This is a genomic window from Actinomyces oris, from assembly GCF_001937445.1.
In the GTDB taxonomy this organism is placed as follows: Bacteria; Actinomycetota; Actinomycetes; order Actinomycetales; family Actinomycetaceae; genus Actinomyces; species Actinomyces acetigenes.
Window position 1 is genome coordinate 39,842 of the sequence record NZ_MSKS01000017.1, and the last position, 16,201, is coordinate 56,042.

13 protein-coding genes and 1 tRNA gene are annotated in these 16,201 nt (G+C 67.2%); 7 read left to right on the plus strand and 7 right to left on the minus strand.

All coding sequences use genetic code 11. The features are described from left to right. Positions 1–52: 52 nt before the first annotated feature. On the minus strand, positions 53–1,279 hold the full coding sequence (locus BKH20_RS06115) for a glycosidase (protein WP_075390351.1): 1,227 nt from the start codon (positions 1,277–1,279) through the stop codon (positions 53–55). Positions 1,280–1,459: 180 nt separating this feature from the next. Here BKH20_RS06115 and BKH20_RS06120 point away from each other — a divergent pair, with 180 nt between their 5' ends. From BKH20_RS06120 to def, 5 genes are all read left to right on the plus strand, one after another. Next, the gene (locus tag BKH20_RS06120) at positions 1,460–2,779 is read left to right on the plus strand and encodes a deoxyguanosinetriphosphate triphosphohydrolase (protein ID WP_075390365.1); all 1,320 of its coding nucleotides are present in this window, start codon (positions 1,460–1,462) and stop codon (positions 2,777–2,779) included. Positions 2,780–2,847: 68 nt separating this feature from the next. Then, complete coding sequence (gene dnaG, locus BKH20_RS06125) at positions 2,848–4,863, plus strand: DNA primase (protein WP_075390352.1); 2,016 nt, start codon at positions 2,848–2,850, stop codon at positions 4,861–4,863. Positions 4,864–4,912: 49 nt separating this feature from the next. Then, positions 4,913–5,479, plus strand: coding sequence for a hypothetical protein (locus tag BKH20_RS06130; RefSeq protein ID WP_075390353.1), 567 nt, complete (start codon positions 4,913–4,915; stop codon positions 5,477–5,479). A gap of 90 nt (positions 5,480–5,569) precedes the next feature. After that, positions 5,570–5,644: transfer RNA gene (locus tag BKH20_RS06135), tRNA-Asn, on the plus strand. A 162-nt stretch (positions 5,645–5,806) separates the two neighbouring features. Beyond that, the gene (gene def / locus BKH20_RS06140) at positions 5,807–6,298 is read left to right on the plus strand and encodes a peptide deformylase (protein WP_075390354.1); all 492 of its coding nucleotides are present in this window, start codon (positions 5,807–5,809) and stop codon (positions 6,296–6,298) included. A 100-nt stretch (positions 6,299–6,398) separates the two neighbouring features. Here def and BKH20_RS06145 read toward each other — a convergent pair whose 3' ends face one another. The 4 genes from BKH20_RS06145 to BKH20_RS06160 all read right to left on the minus strand — a co-directional run bounded on the left by BKH20_RS06145 (position 6,399) and on the right by BKH20_RS06160 (position 10,050). Next, positions 6,399–6,899, minus strand: coding sequence for a DUF3145 domain-containing protein (locus tag BKH20_RS06145; protein ID WP_003783893.1), 501 nt, complete (start codon positions 6,897–6,899; stop codon positions 6,399–6,401). 174 nt (positions 6,900–7,073) lie between these two features. Beyond that, positions 7,074–8,327, minus strand: a complete 1,254-nt coding sequence (locus BKH20_RS06150) for a beta-ketoacyl-[acyl-carrier-protein] synthase family protein (RefSeq protein ID WP_075390355.1) — start codon at positions 8,325–8,327, stop codon at positions 7,074–7,076. A gap of 8 nt (positions 8,328–8,335) precedes the next feature. Next, the gene (locus tag BKH20_RS06155; RefSeq protein WP_075373161.1) at positions 8,336–8,587 is read right to left on the minus strand and encodes an acyl carrier protein; all 252 of its coding nucleotides are present in this window, start codon (positions 8,585–8,587) and stop codon (positions 8,336–8,338) included. A 263-nt stretch (positions 8,588–8,850) separates the two neighbouring features. Continuing rightward, complete coding sequence (locus BKH20_RS06160; protein WP_178387901.1) at positions 8,851–10,050, minus strand: PucR family transcriptional regulator; 1,200 nt, start codon at positions 10,048–10,050, stop codon at positions 8,851–8,853. A gap of 264 nt (positions 10,051–10,314) precedes the next feature. Between BKH20_RS06160 and aspA the strand changes: the two genes are divergently transcribed. After that, positions 10,315–11,793, plus strand: a complete 1,479-nt coding sequence (gene aspA / locus BKH20_RS06165) for an aspartate ammonia-lyase (protein WP_070661905.1) — start codon at positions 10,315–10,317, stop codon at positions 11,791–11,793. A gap of 98 nt (positions 11,794–11,891) precedes the next feature. Here aspA and BKH20_RS06170 read toward each other — a convergent pair whose 3' ends face one another. Together BKH20_RS06170 and aceE are read right to left on the minus strand one after the other, a co-directional pair. Beyond that, positions 11,892–12,533 (minus strand): DUF3060 domain-containing protein, encoded by a 642-nt coding sequence (locus BKH20_RS06170; RefSeq protein WP_075390356.1) that lies wholly within the window; start codon positions 12,531–12,533, stop codon positions 11,892–11,894. Between the two features lie 107 nt (positions 12,534–12,640). After that, a complete protein-coding gene (gene aceE, locus BKH20_RS06175; protein WP_075390357.1) occupies positions 12,641–15,394 on the minus strand; it encodes a pyruvate dehydrogenase (acetyl-transferring), homodimeric type in 2,754 nt (917 codons plus the stop codon). A gap of 398 nt (positions 15,395–15,792) precedes the next feature. On the opposite strand from aceE, the gene BKH20_RS06180 reads away from it, so the two are divergent. Next, the gene (locus tag BKH20_RS06180; protein ID WP_070661914.1) at positions 15,793–16,197 is read left to right on the plus strand and encodes a DUF3052 family protein; all 405 of its coding nucleotides are present in this window, start codon (positions 15,793–15,795) and stop codon (positions 16,195–16,197) included. Positions 16,198–16,201 lie beyond the last annotated feature (4 nt).

Sequence of the window (16,201 nt, forward strand, 5' to 3'; positions counted from 1 at the left end):
ACTGGCCTATGCAATGAATGCAAGGGACTGATGAAACTTGCACCCGTGTGCTCTAGGCGACGGTCGTGGCCTCCAGCCACGTCGTCGTCGTCGGGGGCACGAGTAGACGCCCCTCCTCCTGACGCAGGGGCTGAGAGGACAGAAGAACTTTGGCCTCAGCCGGCAACGTGACGGGGGAGTCGGAGGTGTTGACGACGACCAGGACACCGCGCACCAGGAACGCGAGGGTCTGGGGCGGGCACCACTCCAGGCCGACGACGAAGGCCAGGGGAGCGCAGGCCAGGTTGTACTCCTGGCGCACGTGAGCCGCGTGCCGCACAGTCGCAGCCGGAGAGCCGAACTGGGAGGACTGCACCTGGGTGTGCTCAGCAACCATGTCGGCCAGCTCCAGGGGGGCGGTCGGCTTGTCGGAGTCGGTCAGGGAGATCTCGTCGCCCTGACGCAGGTAGAGCGAGCCAGGCAGGGCCAGCATCATGGCCTGCAGGGCCAGCCCTCGACGCAGCCGTTCCTCGTGGTCAACGGAGTACCAGCGCCGTCCGTCCCCCGGATCCAGGTGCTCGGAGAGAATGTGGGGCGGAAGGAATCGCCAGGTGGGGGGTGCTCCGAAGCGGTCGTGCTCGTCCAGTGACCGGGTCAGGTGGGACGTGAGGGACTCGGCGTTCCACCGTGTCAGCGTCAGGCAGTCATCGCGCAGGTGGTGCACCCAGTCGTCCTGGAGGTGATGACGGAGTGACTCCGGGTAGTCGGCGGTCACGTCGGCACCGAGGATGCCCTCGTCGACGTACTCGGCCAGCTGTCCGTGCAGCATGGCGCAATAGGTGCTGAGTCGATCCAGCCGGATCTCGCTGGTGAGCTGAGGAGGCACGATCGTACCCAGGTCGATCCCGGCCGCACCGGCCTGCAGGTAGGCCTCCGAACGGCGCAGCAGATCGTCAGCGGCTCGTTCGAGACCGGTGACGAAGGTAGTGTTCTGCTTGGCGTAGGGGCCCGTGATCGGACCGAGCGCTCCGGAGATGCGTACGATGGTGCGCAGCCCCCGCCCACTGGCCTTGGCGATGAATCGGCGGATCGAGTCCAGCTCGGTGTCGACGTCGAGCAGGCTGGGACGGATGAGTACCGCATCCATGCCCAGGTAGAGGGCGTGCTCGATGATGGGGTCGGTGTGGTCCAGGTCGGCCGCCCCCAGGTCCGGTGAGGGGATCTCGTAGACCAGTGCGTGGCGCCACCACTCTTCCGGACCGTCGTAGGGCCGGTGAACGAGAGTCGTGGTGGTGGTCACAGCAGGTGTCTCCCTTCCGTCGGGCGCATGCCCGGGGACTTGACGTCCGAGAAGTGATTCATCGATATGAGGAGGATGCGTGGTGACCACAAGCTGGAGGGATCGGGTACCGGCGCTCCTCTGGGACGGTGTCGGAATGGTGACGTCCATCGTAACCCCCTTCTGCGTTACCTTGTGACCATGTCAGTGCAGAAATCTGGATCAGAGCCTGTACGTATCGACGCAAGCGGCGGTTTCGGCCTATCCGGGTACCAGCTGCGGGACGTTGAGCGCTTCGTTCACGAGCAGGCGAAGAATCCTCAGCGCACCCCTTTTGAACGCGACAGGGCCCGGGTCCTGCACTCCTCGGCGCTGCGGCGCCTGGGAGCCAAGACCCAGGTGCTGGGGCCGTCTGCCGACGACTTCGTGCGCACCCGGCTCACCCACTCCCTGGAAGTGGCGCAGGTGGGGCGCGCCCTGGGGCAGGCGCTGGGATGCGACCCCGATGTCGTCGATACCGCCTGCCTGTCCCACGACCTGGGTCATCCTCCCTACGGGCACAACGGGGAGAAGGCACTCGACGTCGTGGCCCGCCAGATCGGGGGCTTCGAGGGCAATGCCCAGACCTTCCGGATCCTCACCCGCCTGGAGCCCAAGACCCTCGACGGGAACGGTCGGCCGGTCGGTGTCAATCTCACCCGGGCCAGCCTCGACGCCGTCGCCAAGTACCCCTGGCTCAAGGGGCGGGGGCCGGGCGGTCCGAGCGGGCGCAGTGCGCGCAAGTACTCCGTCTACGACGACGACGCCGAGATCTTCTTCTGGATGCGTCAGGGGGCCCCGGAGGGCAGGCGCTGCATCGAGGCGCAGATCATGGACCTGTCCGACGACGTCGGCTACTCCGTCCACGACGTCGAGGACGCCATCGCTCTGGGGCGCCTGGATCCGGCCTGCCTGACCGACCCCAAGGAGGTTGACGAGCTGCTCGAGGCCACGCGGGCCTGGTACGGCACCGACCTGAGCGCCGACGCCCTCGGGGCGGCTTTCGAGAGGCTGACCGGTCAGCCCTACTGGATCCGCTCCTACAACGGTTCCGTGGCCGACGCCGCGCACCTGAAGAACCTCACCAGCGAGATCATCGGACGCTTCGTCTCAGCGGTCGCCACCGCCACCCGCCAGACATACGGCAACGGACCTCTGACCCGCTACGAGGCCGAGCTCGTCATCCCCGAGGAGACGGCTGCGGAGATCCTCCTCCTCAAGGGCATTGCCGTGCGCTACGTCATGGAGCCGAGGGAGCATGAGCCGGTCTACCTGCGTCAGCGCACCCTCGTGTTCGACCTCGCCGACGTCCTCATGACCGGCGGCGGGAAGGGCATCGACCCGGTTCTGCTCGACGTCTGGCACCGGGCCGAGAACGACGACGAGCGCCTGCGGGTGGTCGTCGACCAGATCGCCTCCCTGACGGACACCTCCGCGCGGGCCTGGCACGCCCGACTGTGCGGCATGTTCTCCGAGGTCTAGCTGTACTGATCGGGCAGCTCGTCCAAGCCCTGGCGCAGGATGTCGGTGCCCTCGCCTACGATGACCCTGTGGCGGGACTGATCAGGCGTGAGGACATCGAGGTGGTGCGTGAGCGCGCCAGGCTTGAGGACGTCGTCGGTGAGCACGTGACCCTCAAGAGCGCCGGCGTCGGCTCGCTCAAGGGGCTGTGCCCCTTCCACGACGAACGCACCCCCTCCTTCCACGTCCGCCCCCAGCTCGGCTACTGGCACTGCTTCGGCTGCGGCGAGGGCGGAGACGTCATCACCTTCATCGAGAAGATCCACCACCTCGGATTCGCCGAGGCGGTCGAGTACCTCGCCGACCGCACCGGGGTCCAGCTTCGCTACGAGGAGGGCGGTGCGGTACGGCGCGGGGTGGAGCCGGGCACTCGGCAGCGCCTCATGGACGCCAACCGCCTGGCCGAGGCCTGGTTCCGCGAGCAGCTCGCCACCCCGGAGGCCCAGCCGGGGCGGGACTTCCTCACGGCCCGCGGCTTCGACCGTCATGCCGCCGCGCACTTCGGCGTCGGCTACGCGCCCGCCGGATGGGACAACCTCGCCCGGTATCTGCGCGGGGCCGGCTACACCGAGGCTGAGCTGGTCGACTCCGGTCTGTGCAGCCGGGGCGGGCAGGACGGGCGCCGCGTCTACGACCGCTTCCGTGGTCGCCTCATCTGGCCCATCCGCGACGTCACCGGAGCCACCGTCGGCTTCGGGGCGCGCAAGCTCTCGGAGGAGGACCAGGGCCCCAAGTACCTCAACACCCCCGAGACCCCCGTCTTCCACAAGAGCCAGGTGCTTTACGGGCTGGACCTGGCCAAGCGGGAGGTCGCCCGCTCCCACCGGATCGTCGTAGTCGAGGGCTACACCGACGTCATGGCTGCGCACCTGTCCGGGGTGACCACCGCCGTGGCCACGTGCGGGACCGCCTTCGGCGCGGACCACGTGCGGGTCGTGCGCCGCCTGCTGGGGGATGTGGACGACCCTGCGGCGGGCGTGGTCACCGGCCAGGGGCGCGAGGCCCGGGGAGGCGAGGTCATCTTCACCTTCGATGGTGACGCGGCCGGCCAGAAGGCCGCCCTGCGCGCCTACGCCGAGGACCAGCGCTTCGCCACCCAGACCTTCGTGGCCGTCGACCCCGGCGGCCTGGATCCCTGTGATCTGCGCATGAAGGAGGGGGACCCGGGCATTCCACGCCTGCTGTCCCGGCGGGTGCCGTTGTTCGAGTTCGTCATCCGCACCTCCCTGTCCCACCTGGACCTGGACACCTCCGAAGGTCGGGTCCGGGGGCTGCGCTCGGCGGCGCCGGTGGTGGCCGGCATCCGGGACCGGGCGCTCAAGCGCGAGTACACCCGCAGGCTGGCCGGATGGCTGGGGCTGCCCGACGCCGAGGTCCACGCCGCAGTCCAGGCCGCCAGCAGGCGGGGGGCGCAGCCCAATGCGGCACGGGGAGGCCAGTGGCCCGCCGATGAGACCGCCGGCCCCGATGCCGCCGTCCCGGTGCGGGGGCTGCCGCCAGTAACCGATCCCGTTGAGCAGCTCGAGCGTGAGGCCCTGGCCGTCATCATCCAGTTCCCGGTGGCGGCCCACCAAGCCGGCGCCGACGAGCTCGGGGCCGACTCCTTCGGCCAGCTCACTCACCGGGCCGTCTACGAGGCCGTCGCCGCCGCCGGAGGAACTGCGGAGGTGCCGGGGCTGGTTCAGCAGGCGGTGGCCGCCGGCATGGGGGAGCAGGAGGCGCGGCGCCGGGCCACGCTGCGTTGGCTCCAGCAGGTACGCGACGGCGCCATCGGCCTGGTCGAGGCCGCCATCACCGAGCTCGCCGTGGCACCCCTGCCACTGCCCACCATCCGGGGACGCGGCACCGAGGTGGACGCCTCCGGGCTGGAGCGCTACGCCAAGGGTGTGCTCGACTCCCTGGCCGTCATGGGCATCAACCGCCGGCTCGTCGAGATGCGCTCACGCCACCGGCGGATGTCGCCCCAGGAGGAGGGCTACCGCGAGCTGTTCTCCCAGATCGCCGCCCTCGAGCAGCGCCGCATGCAGATCCGGCAGGGGACCTGAGACCGGCCGGTGGCCCGCTGGGCGAGTAGCTGCGGGTAGCCTGACGGTCATGCCGATCCTGCGACGTCGTCAAGGCTCATCCACCCGCTCCACCGCCACGCTTCCGCTGGAGATGCGCGAGCAGCTGCGCGAACCCGCCCTGGGAGCCGTTCCCCTGGACACGGACGGTTCGGCATGGGCGGTGGCCACGGCCGACGCCCTCGTGGTCTTCAACGGGCGAAGCGGACCCGAGGTCCATGCCTGGGACGAGGTGGAGCAGGGGACCTGGGACGGGCAGGAGCGCGTCTTCACCCTGAGGTGGTCGCAGCAGGATCGCGAGGACCTCGTTTTGAAGGTTCCGGCAGGAGTCCGTAGTGGCGACGCCTATGCCGCCGCAGACGTCGCCCCTTTCGCCAAGGCCCTGCGCCAGCGGGTGGAGGCGGCCATCATCCACAGTGCCGTGACAACGCTTCCCAGCGGCGCCACGGCCACGGCGAGCGTGCGTCGAGGCGGGGATGGCGAGCTGTACTCCGTCACCCGGCCCCTGATCTCACAGGTCGATGAGGTGGAGGATCGCCGGGCGCTTCAAGAGCTGGAGAACCGCGTCCGCGAGGGTGTGGGCCTGCCCACACGATAGGATGCCGTTGGAATAGCAACGTTTCCTCCGGTTCGCCGGATTCGACGTCGCCGCGGGATGTTGCTAGAGTTCACTGCGCGTCAAGCGCATTCCTGCGTAGCTCAATGGCAGAGCATCCGACTGTTAATCGGACGGTTGCTGGTTCGAGTCCAGCCGCAGGAGCCACCAGGGGAGTCCCCAGCCGATCGGGCCGGGGCTCTTCCTTTTTCATGCGTCAGGCTCGGGGTCCATCCGGCCTGCGCCGGATGTCGCCGGTGGCGGGCGAGCACCAGATCGCGACAGGGGCCGAACATGACCTTGTCGCTCTGGTCGTGGGAGGATGCCGCCATGGCATACCGTGACATCCGCATCATTGGCGACCCGATCCTGCGCACCGAGTGCGACTGGATCACTGACATCGACGGCTCCGTCAAGGCCCTGGTCGAGGACCTGCTCGAGACGGTCGATGAGGACGGCCGGGCCGGCCTGGCTGCCAATCAGATCGGGATCGGTCTGCGCGCCTTCTCCTGGAACATCGACGGCGAGATCGGCTACGTCCTCAACCCCAAGATCGTCGAGATCTCCAAGGACGAGTACCAGGACGGGGAGGAGGGCTGTCTGTCAGTGCCGGGTCTGTGGTTCCCCACGGAGCGGGCCTGGTACGCCCGGGCGGAGGGAGTGAACCTGGACGGCAAGGAGGTCGTCGTCGAGGGGGAGGAGCTCATGGCTCGTTGCATCCAGCACGAGTGCGACCACCTGGAGGGCCACCTCTACCTCGATCGCCTCGACCGGAAGAACCGGGCCAAAGCGATGAAGGAGCTGCGAGCGCAGGGACTGTAACGTCCCCAGGAATACAGACCGGGTGGGGCAGCAGATCTTGCGACCTGTTGCCCCACCCGGTTTGCAGTAGGCGATGAGGCCTTCCGTGCGCGGCGTGCTCCTAGCCGACGCGGTGCAGCCAGCGCACGGGCGCGCCGGCTCCGGCGTAGCGGAAGGGCTCGAGCTCATCGTCCCAGGCCTGCCCCAGAGCCAGATCGAGCTCGCGGCGCATCCTCTCAGGATCGGCGGCATAGACGAGCGCGGCACGGATCCGGTCCTCGGGGACGACGACGTTACCGTGAACATCCGTCTGTGCGTGGAAGATACCCAGGTCCGGGGTGTGGGACCAGCGGCCGCCGTCGGTGCCGACGCTCGCCTCCTCGGTCACCTCGTATCGCAGGTTCGCCCAGCCGCGCAGGGCCGAGGCAAGGCTGGCTCCCGTTCCAGCGGGCCCCACCCAGCTGGTCTCGGCTCGCATCATGCCCCGAGCCGCAGGCTGCTCGGTCCAGTCGAGGTGGACACGCGAACCGAGCACCTCGGCCGCTGCCCACTCGATGTGGGGGCAGAGCGCCCGAGGTGCTGAATGCACGAAAAGTACACCGCGGGTGTAGGCACCGATCATGAGTATCGCCTCCTGGTTGGTTTCGAGATTCGCCTTCCCCAACGGTCTCGACCCGCAACCGGGCTCATGTCATGACGTACGCGGCATGCACGGCTATTGTGCCTGACCGCACCGGCCGGGTCCAGCGTGGTGGGTCACAGGCGGGACCGCATGGCGACTCCCTCCCGAGCACGACTACTGGCGGGCGAAGACCAGGGCGACGTTGTGCCCTCCGAAGCCGAAGGAGGTGCTGGCCGCCGCCGTCAGGTTGGGCAGGTCCCGGCCCTGTGGTCCAACGACGTCCAGCCCGAGCCGGGCCAGCTCCGGATCCACTCCGGCCGGCAGCAGCGTGGGTGGGGCCCAGCGCTCCTGCAGCGCCATGACGGTCAGCACCGCCTCCAGCCCCCCGGCTCCGCCCAGGAGGTGACCGGTGGCGGACTTCGTGGCGCTGACGGCCGCGTCCGGCACCGTCCTGGCCAGGACACCTGCCTCGACGACGTCGCCGGCAGGTGTCGAGGTGGCATGGGCGTTGACGTGCCCAACAGCACCGGCGTCAAGGCCCGCGCGCCCCAGAGCCATCCGCAGGGCTCGTTCCTGCTCCGTGCCCGACGGCTCCGGTCGTGCGACGTCATAGGCATCGGCAGTGACCCCAGTGCCCGCCAGCACGGCCAGGACCCGCGCGCCACGGGCCAAGGCGTGCGCAGCGCGCTCCAGGACGAGGATCCCGGCGCCCTCACCCAGGACGAAGCCGTCACGGTCCGGGGCGAAGGGGCGTGAGGCGGTCTGAGGGTCGGCGTTGCGCGTGGACAGGGCCCGCATCGCGCCGAAGGCGGCCACGGTCATCGGGTGGAGGGCCGCATCCGTGCCCCCGGCCACGACGACGTCGGCCCGCCCCAGAGCGATGAGGTCCGCGCCGTAGGCGATGGCCTCGGCCCCGGAGGCGCAGGCCGAGACAGGAGCATGGATACCACCGTGCGCCCCCAGCTCGATCCCGACTGCGGCCGCAGGGGCATTGGGCATGAGCGCTGGGACCGCCGTCGGCAGAACCCGCCGGGGCCCCTTGTCCCTCAGGATGTCCCAGGCCTCCATAACCGACAGGACCGGCCCCATGCCCGGGGAGACGGACACCGCCAGATGCTGTGAGGTGACCTGCGGGGCCCCTGCCTGCTCCCAGGCCTGGCGGGCGGCCAGCAGCGCGCACTGACTGGCACGGTCGAGGCGGCGCAGCTGGCGGGGCGGGAGTATCTCGGCAGGATCGACTGCCAGGGGAGCGCCGATCCGCACGGGTAGGTCATGGCTCTCGACCCACTTGTGCTCAAGGGTACGAACCGCGCAGGCGCCCTCGTGCAGGGCGCTCCAGGTGGACTCAACGTCTGCGCCCAGAGGATTGACGGTTCCCAGTCCGGTGACGACGACGTCATCCGGGCGGCACTCGGTTTCCGGGCTCATGTCTGTCGTCAGGCCTTCTTGGAGGTCACCAGGTCAACCAGGGCTCCGACGGTGGGCAGAGTCGGGATGAGGGAGTCGTCCAGGGCCACACCGAAGCGCTCCTCGACCTGGGTGGCGATGGTCAGCAGACCCAGGGAGTCGACGTCGAGGTCCTGGGCGAAGGTGGTGTCCCGAGTGATGTCCTTGGCTGCGACGCCGGACTCCTCGCTGACGATCTGGGTGATGACGGACAGGACGTCGGCGTTGTTCTGCTCAGCCATGGTGGCTCCTTCAGGCGCCGTGACGGAGCATCCAGGATCCGTGACGGCGCTGTGACTCGATGATGGTTGTGGTTTGCCGGCGGAGGTACCGCAGGTCGGACCATTGTCCCAGATGAGAAGGGGTGCTTAGGAACCGGTGCACCACCGGGGGGCGGCTCATGGCCGGGGCGCGGTCAATAGCGTCACGACCGGACCAGCCCGAAGGTGACGGACGGTCCGGTCGCGCAGAAGAGGATGCGGACGCTCATCGCGCCCACGGTGCGTCAGGCCTCTCGGCTGACAGCCAGTCGGCCCACGATGATCGCCATGTGCAGCATGAGGCCGTCACGGGCGTTCGTCGCGTCCCAGCCGACCTGCTCGCTGACGCGGCCCAGGCGGTAGCGCACCGTGTTGGCGTGCACGAACAGGTTCCGGGCAGTGGCCTCCAGGCTTCCACCCAGCGCCAGGTAGGTGGCTACCGTGCTTTCGAAGGGATCACCCATCTCGTGCAGGGGCGCGTGCACCAGGTTGAGGATCTGCTCACAGGCGAGCTCGTCGCCGGCCAGGAGCCGCTCGGGGAGAAGGTCGTCGGCGTGAACCGGGTTTGGTGCCTCGGCCCAGCCAGGCAGAGCGCGTAGTCCGGCCAGGGCCGAGCGCAGCGAACGACCCGCGTGCGAGATCCCTGGAACCACCGGACCGACGACGGCCGACCCGCCCAGACCGCCGGCCACCTGCATGGCGGCCTGATCCACCAGCTGCTCAGCGGTGGCCTCCCGGCCGGAGTGCTTGGACGCTGGAGCGTGAGCCGCCGGGCTGTCACCCAGGATGATGAGGACGGAGTCGCCTCGTACCGATACCAGGCAGTCGCTGGCCAGGTTGCGGCACTCGTGGCGCAACCTGGAGACGCCGAGCGCATCCAGAGTGGTCTTGGCGGCGATCGCCACCACAGGTCCGGTTCCGTTCCAGCCGGCAGTTCCGGCTCGGGTTGCGGCGTCCTCGGGGTCGTCGTGAAGCATCGCGTCGACCGCTACGGATTCCAACCGGGCGTCCCAGGCGCCGCGGGCCTCGGCCGCCCGGGCGTACACCTCGGCCGCGGCGAAGCCGACGTCACGCCCGAAGGTCAGGACGAGGATGCGGACGGTGTCATGGTCCTCCTCGGGTACGGCACGAGGAGCCTCGTCCACGACGACGTCGAGGACCGTACGCACCAACGCCAGGGTCTGCTCCAGCGTAATGACACCGGTCAGAGCCGCAGGGGCAACGGAGAAGATCTGGGAGGGGGTCAGCGGGGTCGAGGGGTTCTCCGCCGAGTCGACGAACATGGTGACGCCCAGGCGGGCCACCGCTGCGATCTGGTCGCGCGATCCCTCCGGCAGGGTTCGGTAGAAATCATGGGCCGAACTGATGCGGTCCAGTGAGTGTTCAATAATTGTGTCCTGCGCCTGTCGCAGTGCAGACACTCCCGGAGCGCTCAACTCATCCATACTGTGGATGCTACCGACTGGAATATCCTGAGGACAGTAGGTTCTCGATTGGCGCGGCGTGTGATCCGACACGAGTTTGTGTTGAAAATACGGGGATAACTGAGGGTGGTGTGTCGCGGAGACGGAGCGGATTGCGCAGGTTACAATAGCGTAACCATTGTGGAAGCCATGGTATGTGAATCTGCAATGACCCGAATGTGTGCGTCGTATGCCAGCATGGATGCGCACAGGCAGGTGCCTAGCTAGACAACTCGGAGGCTCAGGATGACGAAGGCAACCCGCACAGAGGAAGATCTTCTTGGTGCACGGGAAGTTCCATTGGATGCCTATTGGGGAATCCATACGCTACGTGCGATGGAGAACTTCCAGATCTCTGGATCTGTGGTCGGTGATGAAGAGGCCTTCGTTCGCGGCATGGTGCAGGTGAAGAAGGCGTCAGCGTTAGCGAACAGTGATCTGGGGGCTATCGACCCGGAGATTGCTGGTGCGATTGTGTGGGCCTGTGACCAGGTGCTGCTTGCCGAGCGCTGCCTTGATCAGTTCCCGGTCGACCAGTTCCAGGGGGGTGCCGGGACCAGCGTTAACATGAATACCAACGAGGTGATCGCCAACCTCGCGCTGGAGTACCTGGGATACGCCAAGGGCCGTTATGACATCATCAACCCCAACGATCATGTCAACAAGTCCCAGTCGACGAACGATGCCTACCCGACTGGATTCCGTTTGGGGCTGTTCGCCCTTGTCAGCTCGCTCATCGAGGAGCTCGAGCGGCTCATTGCGTCGATGCGATCCAAGGGGGCGGAGTTCGTCAATGTTCTGAAGATGGGGCGTACTCAGCTTCAGGATGCTGTTCCTATGAGCCTGGGGAAGGAGTTCGAGGCCTTCGCCGTTCTGCTGGAGGAGGAGGTCAGTCGGCTTCACAACAACGCCGCCCTGCTTCTGGAGGTGAACCTCGGGGCCACGGCGATCGGCACGGGGCTCAACACCCCGCCGGACTATCAGAGCACTGTTGTTGGGCATCTGCGGGAGATCACTGGTTTGGAGGTTCGAGGAGCGCATGACCTGCTGGAAGCCACGAGTGACACGGGCGCATATGTCTCGATGCACGCGGCGATCAAGCGCTTGGCGGTGAAGCTGTCCAAGATCTGCAATGACCTGCGACTACTGTCCTCCGGGCCTCGTGCGGGGCTGGGGGAGATCAGGCTGCCTGAGCGTCAGGCAGGTTCCTCCATCATGCCGGCCAAGGTCAATCCGGTGATCCCGGAGGTGGTGAACCAGGTCTGCTTCAAGGTCATGGGAAACGATGTGGCGCTGACCTTCGCCGCGGAGGCGGGACAGCTCCAGCTCAATGTCATGGAACCGGTGATCGCCCAGGCTATCTTCGAGTCCATCAATCTGCTCACCCGCGGGATGTCGACTCTGCGGGAGCTGTGCATCGTGGGGATCGAGGCCAATGAGGAGGTGTGTCGCCGCAACGTGCTGGACTCGATCGGAATCGTTACCTATCTCAACCCGGTGATCGGTCATCACAACGGCGACCTGGTGGGCCGAGAGTGCGCCCGCTCAGGACGCAGCGTGCGAGAGGTGGTTCTGGAGATGGGGCTGCTCGAGGAGCCTGTTCTTGACGAGATTCTCAGCCCAGAGAACCTTCTGCGTCCCCATTTCCGTGACCTGAAGGTCTACTCAGGATCCGATCCGTCAACTCCGCCGGTTGTGTCCACGGCTCCTGGCTCGCAGGAGTAAGGGGGAATCGGCCTTCCGAGGTTCGGCGGGCGGCCGGCGGCGTGCTGTACGACCTCGCCGACGTCGGAAGGCTGCTTCCAGCTCTGTCGCGAACGGCCTCATGAGAAGGAGCGACAGGAGCGGACGACAGGGGCGTGAACGTCCTTGCCGATGACGTTGAGGCCTTGTGGATCCACCTTCGCCTGCGGGGGCCTGGAGTGCCAGAAGACGTAGTTCTGGCTGTCCCCGTCGTTGGAACCGAATGTGACTTTATTGGAGGCGTCGATCCAGACCGTGTTGTCAAAGCCGTTGACGGTCAGTGACTCGATCTCCCCTTCGATGACGACCACGAGACTTTGTGCGGTGATTGTTACGTCTCGTGCGCCTGCCGAGACCTTGACCACCTGATCGGTGGAGAGCTCGTTGGAGGTGACACTGACCTGGTTGGAGGTCGGAATCACCTTAGTGACCTGGGCCTCTGCCTGGGCCCGGGTGTCCTCCGCGTCGTTGTCGGTCAACTCGTCGTCGTAGTCGCGGATGTCGGAGGACGTGCAGTTGCCGTACTCCAGCGGATCCATGGGGCTGGTGTCCTCCAGCTTCCCAGTGGGCTCCTCCTCGGCCTCCTGAGTGGCGGCATCGTTCTGGTCCGCCGGGGTCGAGGACGTCCCCCTGGCGCCGGTCCAGCCGACTGAGCAACCGGACAGGGTCAGCAGGCACGCGGCCGTGAAGGCGGTGGAGCGCAGGAACGGGGAGCGGGACAAGGGAGGACCTCATTCGGCAGACATGATGGTGCCGGTGGATACGGGAGATCCCGCTCCACCGGCACCACAATTGGTCAGTGTGTCCAACTATAGCCGCACGGGGCGGATCAGGACTCCCCTCCCTGGGAGCCGGAGGTGCCTGCGTTGACATTGGTCAAGTCGTAGCGGGCAACGGCCTGGGCCAGGACGGAGCGGTCGAGGCGTCCCTGCTCCACCAGCGCCTGGAGGGCGCGGACCACCACCGACTGGGCGTCGATGAGGTAGTGGCGCCTGGCGGCGGCGCGGGTGTCGGAGAATCCGAAGCCGTCGGCACCCAGGGTGTAGTAGTCGCCGGGTATCCAGGCACGGATCTGGTCGGGGACCAGGTGGTCGTAGTCGCTGGTGGCGATGAAGGGGCCGGTGCTCTCGGAGAGCTTCTGCGTCAGGTAGGGGACCTGCTGCTGGGCGTCGGGAGCCAGGAAGTTGGCCTTCTCCACCTCCAGTGCCTGGCGCCGCAGCTCGTTCCAGCTAGTGACGGACCACGTGGCGGCACGTACGCCCCAGTCCTCGGCCAGGATATGGCGAGCCTCCTCGATCCAGGGCACTGCGACACCGGAGGCCAGGAGCTGGACCTCGGGGCCCTCGCCGTCGGGAGCCGTGCTGATGCGGTGAATACCACGCAGGATTCCCTCGACGTCGACGCCGTCGGGCTCGGCGGGCTGGTGGATCGGCTCGTTGTAGACGGTCAGGTAGTACATGACGTCACGGTTGCGACCTGAGTCCGGGCCGTACCAGCGCTCCAGGGCGTCGCGCACAATGTGTCGGATCTCGTAGGCGTAGGCCGGGTCGTAGGTGATGACGGCGTCGTTGGTGGCCGCGATGACGGGGGAGTGGCCGTCCATGTGCTGGGTGCCCTCACCGGTCAGGGTGGTGCGCCCGGCGGTGGCTCCGATGATGAAGCCGCGGGTCAGCTGGTCGCCGGCGGCCCAGAACTGGTCGCCGGTGCGCTGGAATCCGAACATCGAGTAGAAGATGTAGACCGGGATCATGGGCTCGCCGTGGGTGGCGTAGCTCGTGCCGGCCACCTGGAACAGGGAGACTGAACCGGCCTCGTTGATGCCCGTGTGCATGAGCTGACCGGAGGTGGACTCCCGGTAGGACAGCATCATGTCGGCGTCGACGGGCGTGTAGTTCTGGCCCTGGGTGTTGAAGATCTTCTTGGTGGGGAAGAGCGACTCCAGCCCGAAGGTGCGCGACTCGTCCGGAATGATCGGCACGATGCGCCGGCCGACGCCCTTGTCCTTGATGAGCTCCTTGAGCAGACGCACGAAGGCCATCGTGGAGGCGACCTCCTGCTTGCCCGAGCCGCTCTTGAGGATGTCGTAGGTTTTGTCGCCGGGCAGCTCGAGCTCGACTCCGGCATCGCGGCGCTCGGGGATGAAGCCTCCGAGCTGGCGGCGCCGGTCCAGCATGTAGAGCAGCGAGGGGTCGTCGTCGGCCGGCCGGTAGTACGGCGGCATCTTCGGGTTGGCCTCGAGCTGCTCGTCGGTGATCGGGATGTGGAGCCTGTCGCGCAGGGCCTTGAGGTCGTCCAGCGTCAGCTTCTTCATCTGGTGGGTGGCGTTACGGCCGGCGAAGTGGCCGCCCAGGAGGTAGCCCTTGACCGTGTGCGCCAGGATGACGGTGGGCTGGCCCTTGTGCTCCGTGGCCGCCTTGTAGGCGGCGTACATCTTGCGGTAGTCGTTGCCGCCGCGCTGCAGGGCCCAGATCTCGTCGTCGGTCCAGTCCTTGACGAGCTCGGCGGTGCGCGGGTCGCGGCCGAAGAAGTGCTTGCGGATGTAGGCGCCGTCGTTGGCCTTGAAGGTCTGGTAGTCGCCGTCGAGCGTCTCCATCATGAGGTGCTCGAGGGCGTGGTCCTTGTCCGCGGCGAGGAGCTGGTCCCAGCCACGGCCCCAGATCACCTTGATGACGTTCCAGCCCGCGCCCTTGAAGAAGGCCTCGAGCTCCTGGATGATCTTGCCGTTTCCGCGCACCGGGCCGTCGAGGCGCTGCAGGTTGCAGTTGATGACGAAGGTGAGGTTGTCCAGCTGCTGGTTGGCGGCCAGCTGCAGCATGCCGCGCGACTCGGGCTCGTCCATCTCGCCGTCACCCAGGAAGGCCCAGGTGTGCTGCTGAGAGGTGTCCTTGATGCCGGCGCCCTGGAGGTACTTGTCGAACCAGGCCTGGTAGATCGCCTCGGAGGGGCCAAGGCCCATGGAGACGGTGGGGTACTCCCAGAAGTCTTCCATGCGGCGCGGGTGGGGGTAGGAGGGCAGGCCGCGGCCACCTGCCGGGCGGGACTCCTCCTGACGGAAGCCGTCCAGGTCCGCCTCGCTCAGGCGGCCCTCGATGAAGGCTCGGGCGTAGTTGCCCGGTGAGGCGTGGCCCTGGAAGAAGACGTGGTCACCGCCGCCGGGGTGGTCCTTGCCGCGGAAGAAGTGGTTGAAGCCGACCTCGTAGAGGGTTGCGGTCGAGGCGTAGGAGGAGATGTGACCGCCGACCCCGACCCCGGGGCGCTGGGCGCGGGTGACCATGACGGCGGCGTTCCAGCGCAGCCAGCGCCGGTAGGTGCGCTCGGCGCTCTCGTCACCGGGGAAGTAGGGCTCGTTGGCGACGTCGATGGTGTTGATATACGGCGTCGTCGTCTCGGTGGGAACCGTGACGTTCTTCTGCCGGGCCTGAGCCAGCATGCTCAGCAGGATGTAGCGCGCTCGCTTGGCGCCCTTGTCCGCGATGAGGGCATCGAGGGACTCGTGCCACTCCTTGGTCTCCTCTGGGTCGTTGTCGGTCACCTTCGTCAGGAGGCCGTCAATGAGCGGCGTGGAGTCACTGGTGGGGCTCACGGAATCCTCTTTCCTCGCGTCTGTGCGGTCGGCCCGAGCCTCATTGCGTGCCGTGGTGCCGATGGCGGCATCGGCGTGCGCCTGAAGCCAGACCGCTGTGGATGACGGCCCTAATCTACGACCTGCGACGGGGCGAACGCTGCACCGAACGGGAAGAAAGTCCCACCTCACGTATGATGTAGATCACTTAATGACGGGTTGGCTTCGCTGTCGAGCACTGAGGGGTGTGGAGCCTCAAGGGGGTGGTCGCGTCAGAATCGATCTTCAAAGGAAAGTCCAAGGTAATCTGACGTGCGTGTTCACTTGCGCGGCTGGTGCCGGGTGCGGTGGGCTAGTACCCATCGCCCAGCAGCGGGCGAACGGTAGACGGGCCAGGCCCAGAAGGACGGTGTAAGGACGTGGCGAGCACAGCGGGTGGGGCTTTCGGCTTCGCCTCCGGTCTCATCATTCAGGAGTTCGGCTACGACGTCGACGTCGACGAGACCTTGCGTCAGGCCGTTGAGGCGGAGACCGGAACCACTCTGGTGGACGAGGACTACGAGGACGTGGCCGACTCGGCCATCGTGTGGTGGCGTGACGACGACGGCGACGTCGATGACCTCACCGACCTCCTCGTGGACGCCCAGGCCAACCTCGACGGCGCAGGGCTCATCTGGGTGCTGACGCCCAAGGCGCGTACTACCGGAGCCGTCCAGGCAGCCGAGGTGGAGGAGGCTGCCGCGACAGCCGGCATGCACGCGACCTCTGCCGCCTCCATGGGGCAGCACTGGAGTGGCATCAGGGTCTCCAGCCGGGGGCGCTGATGCG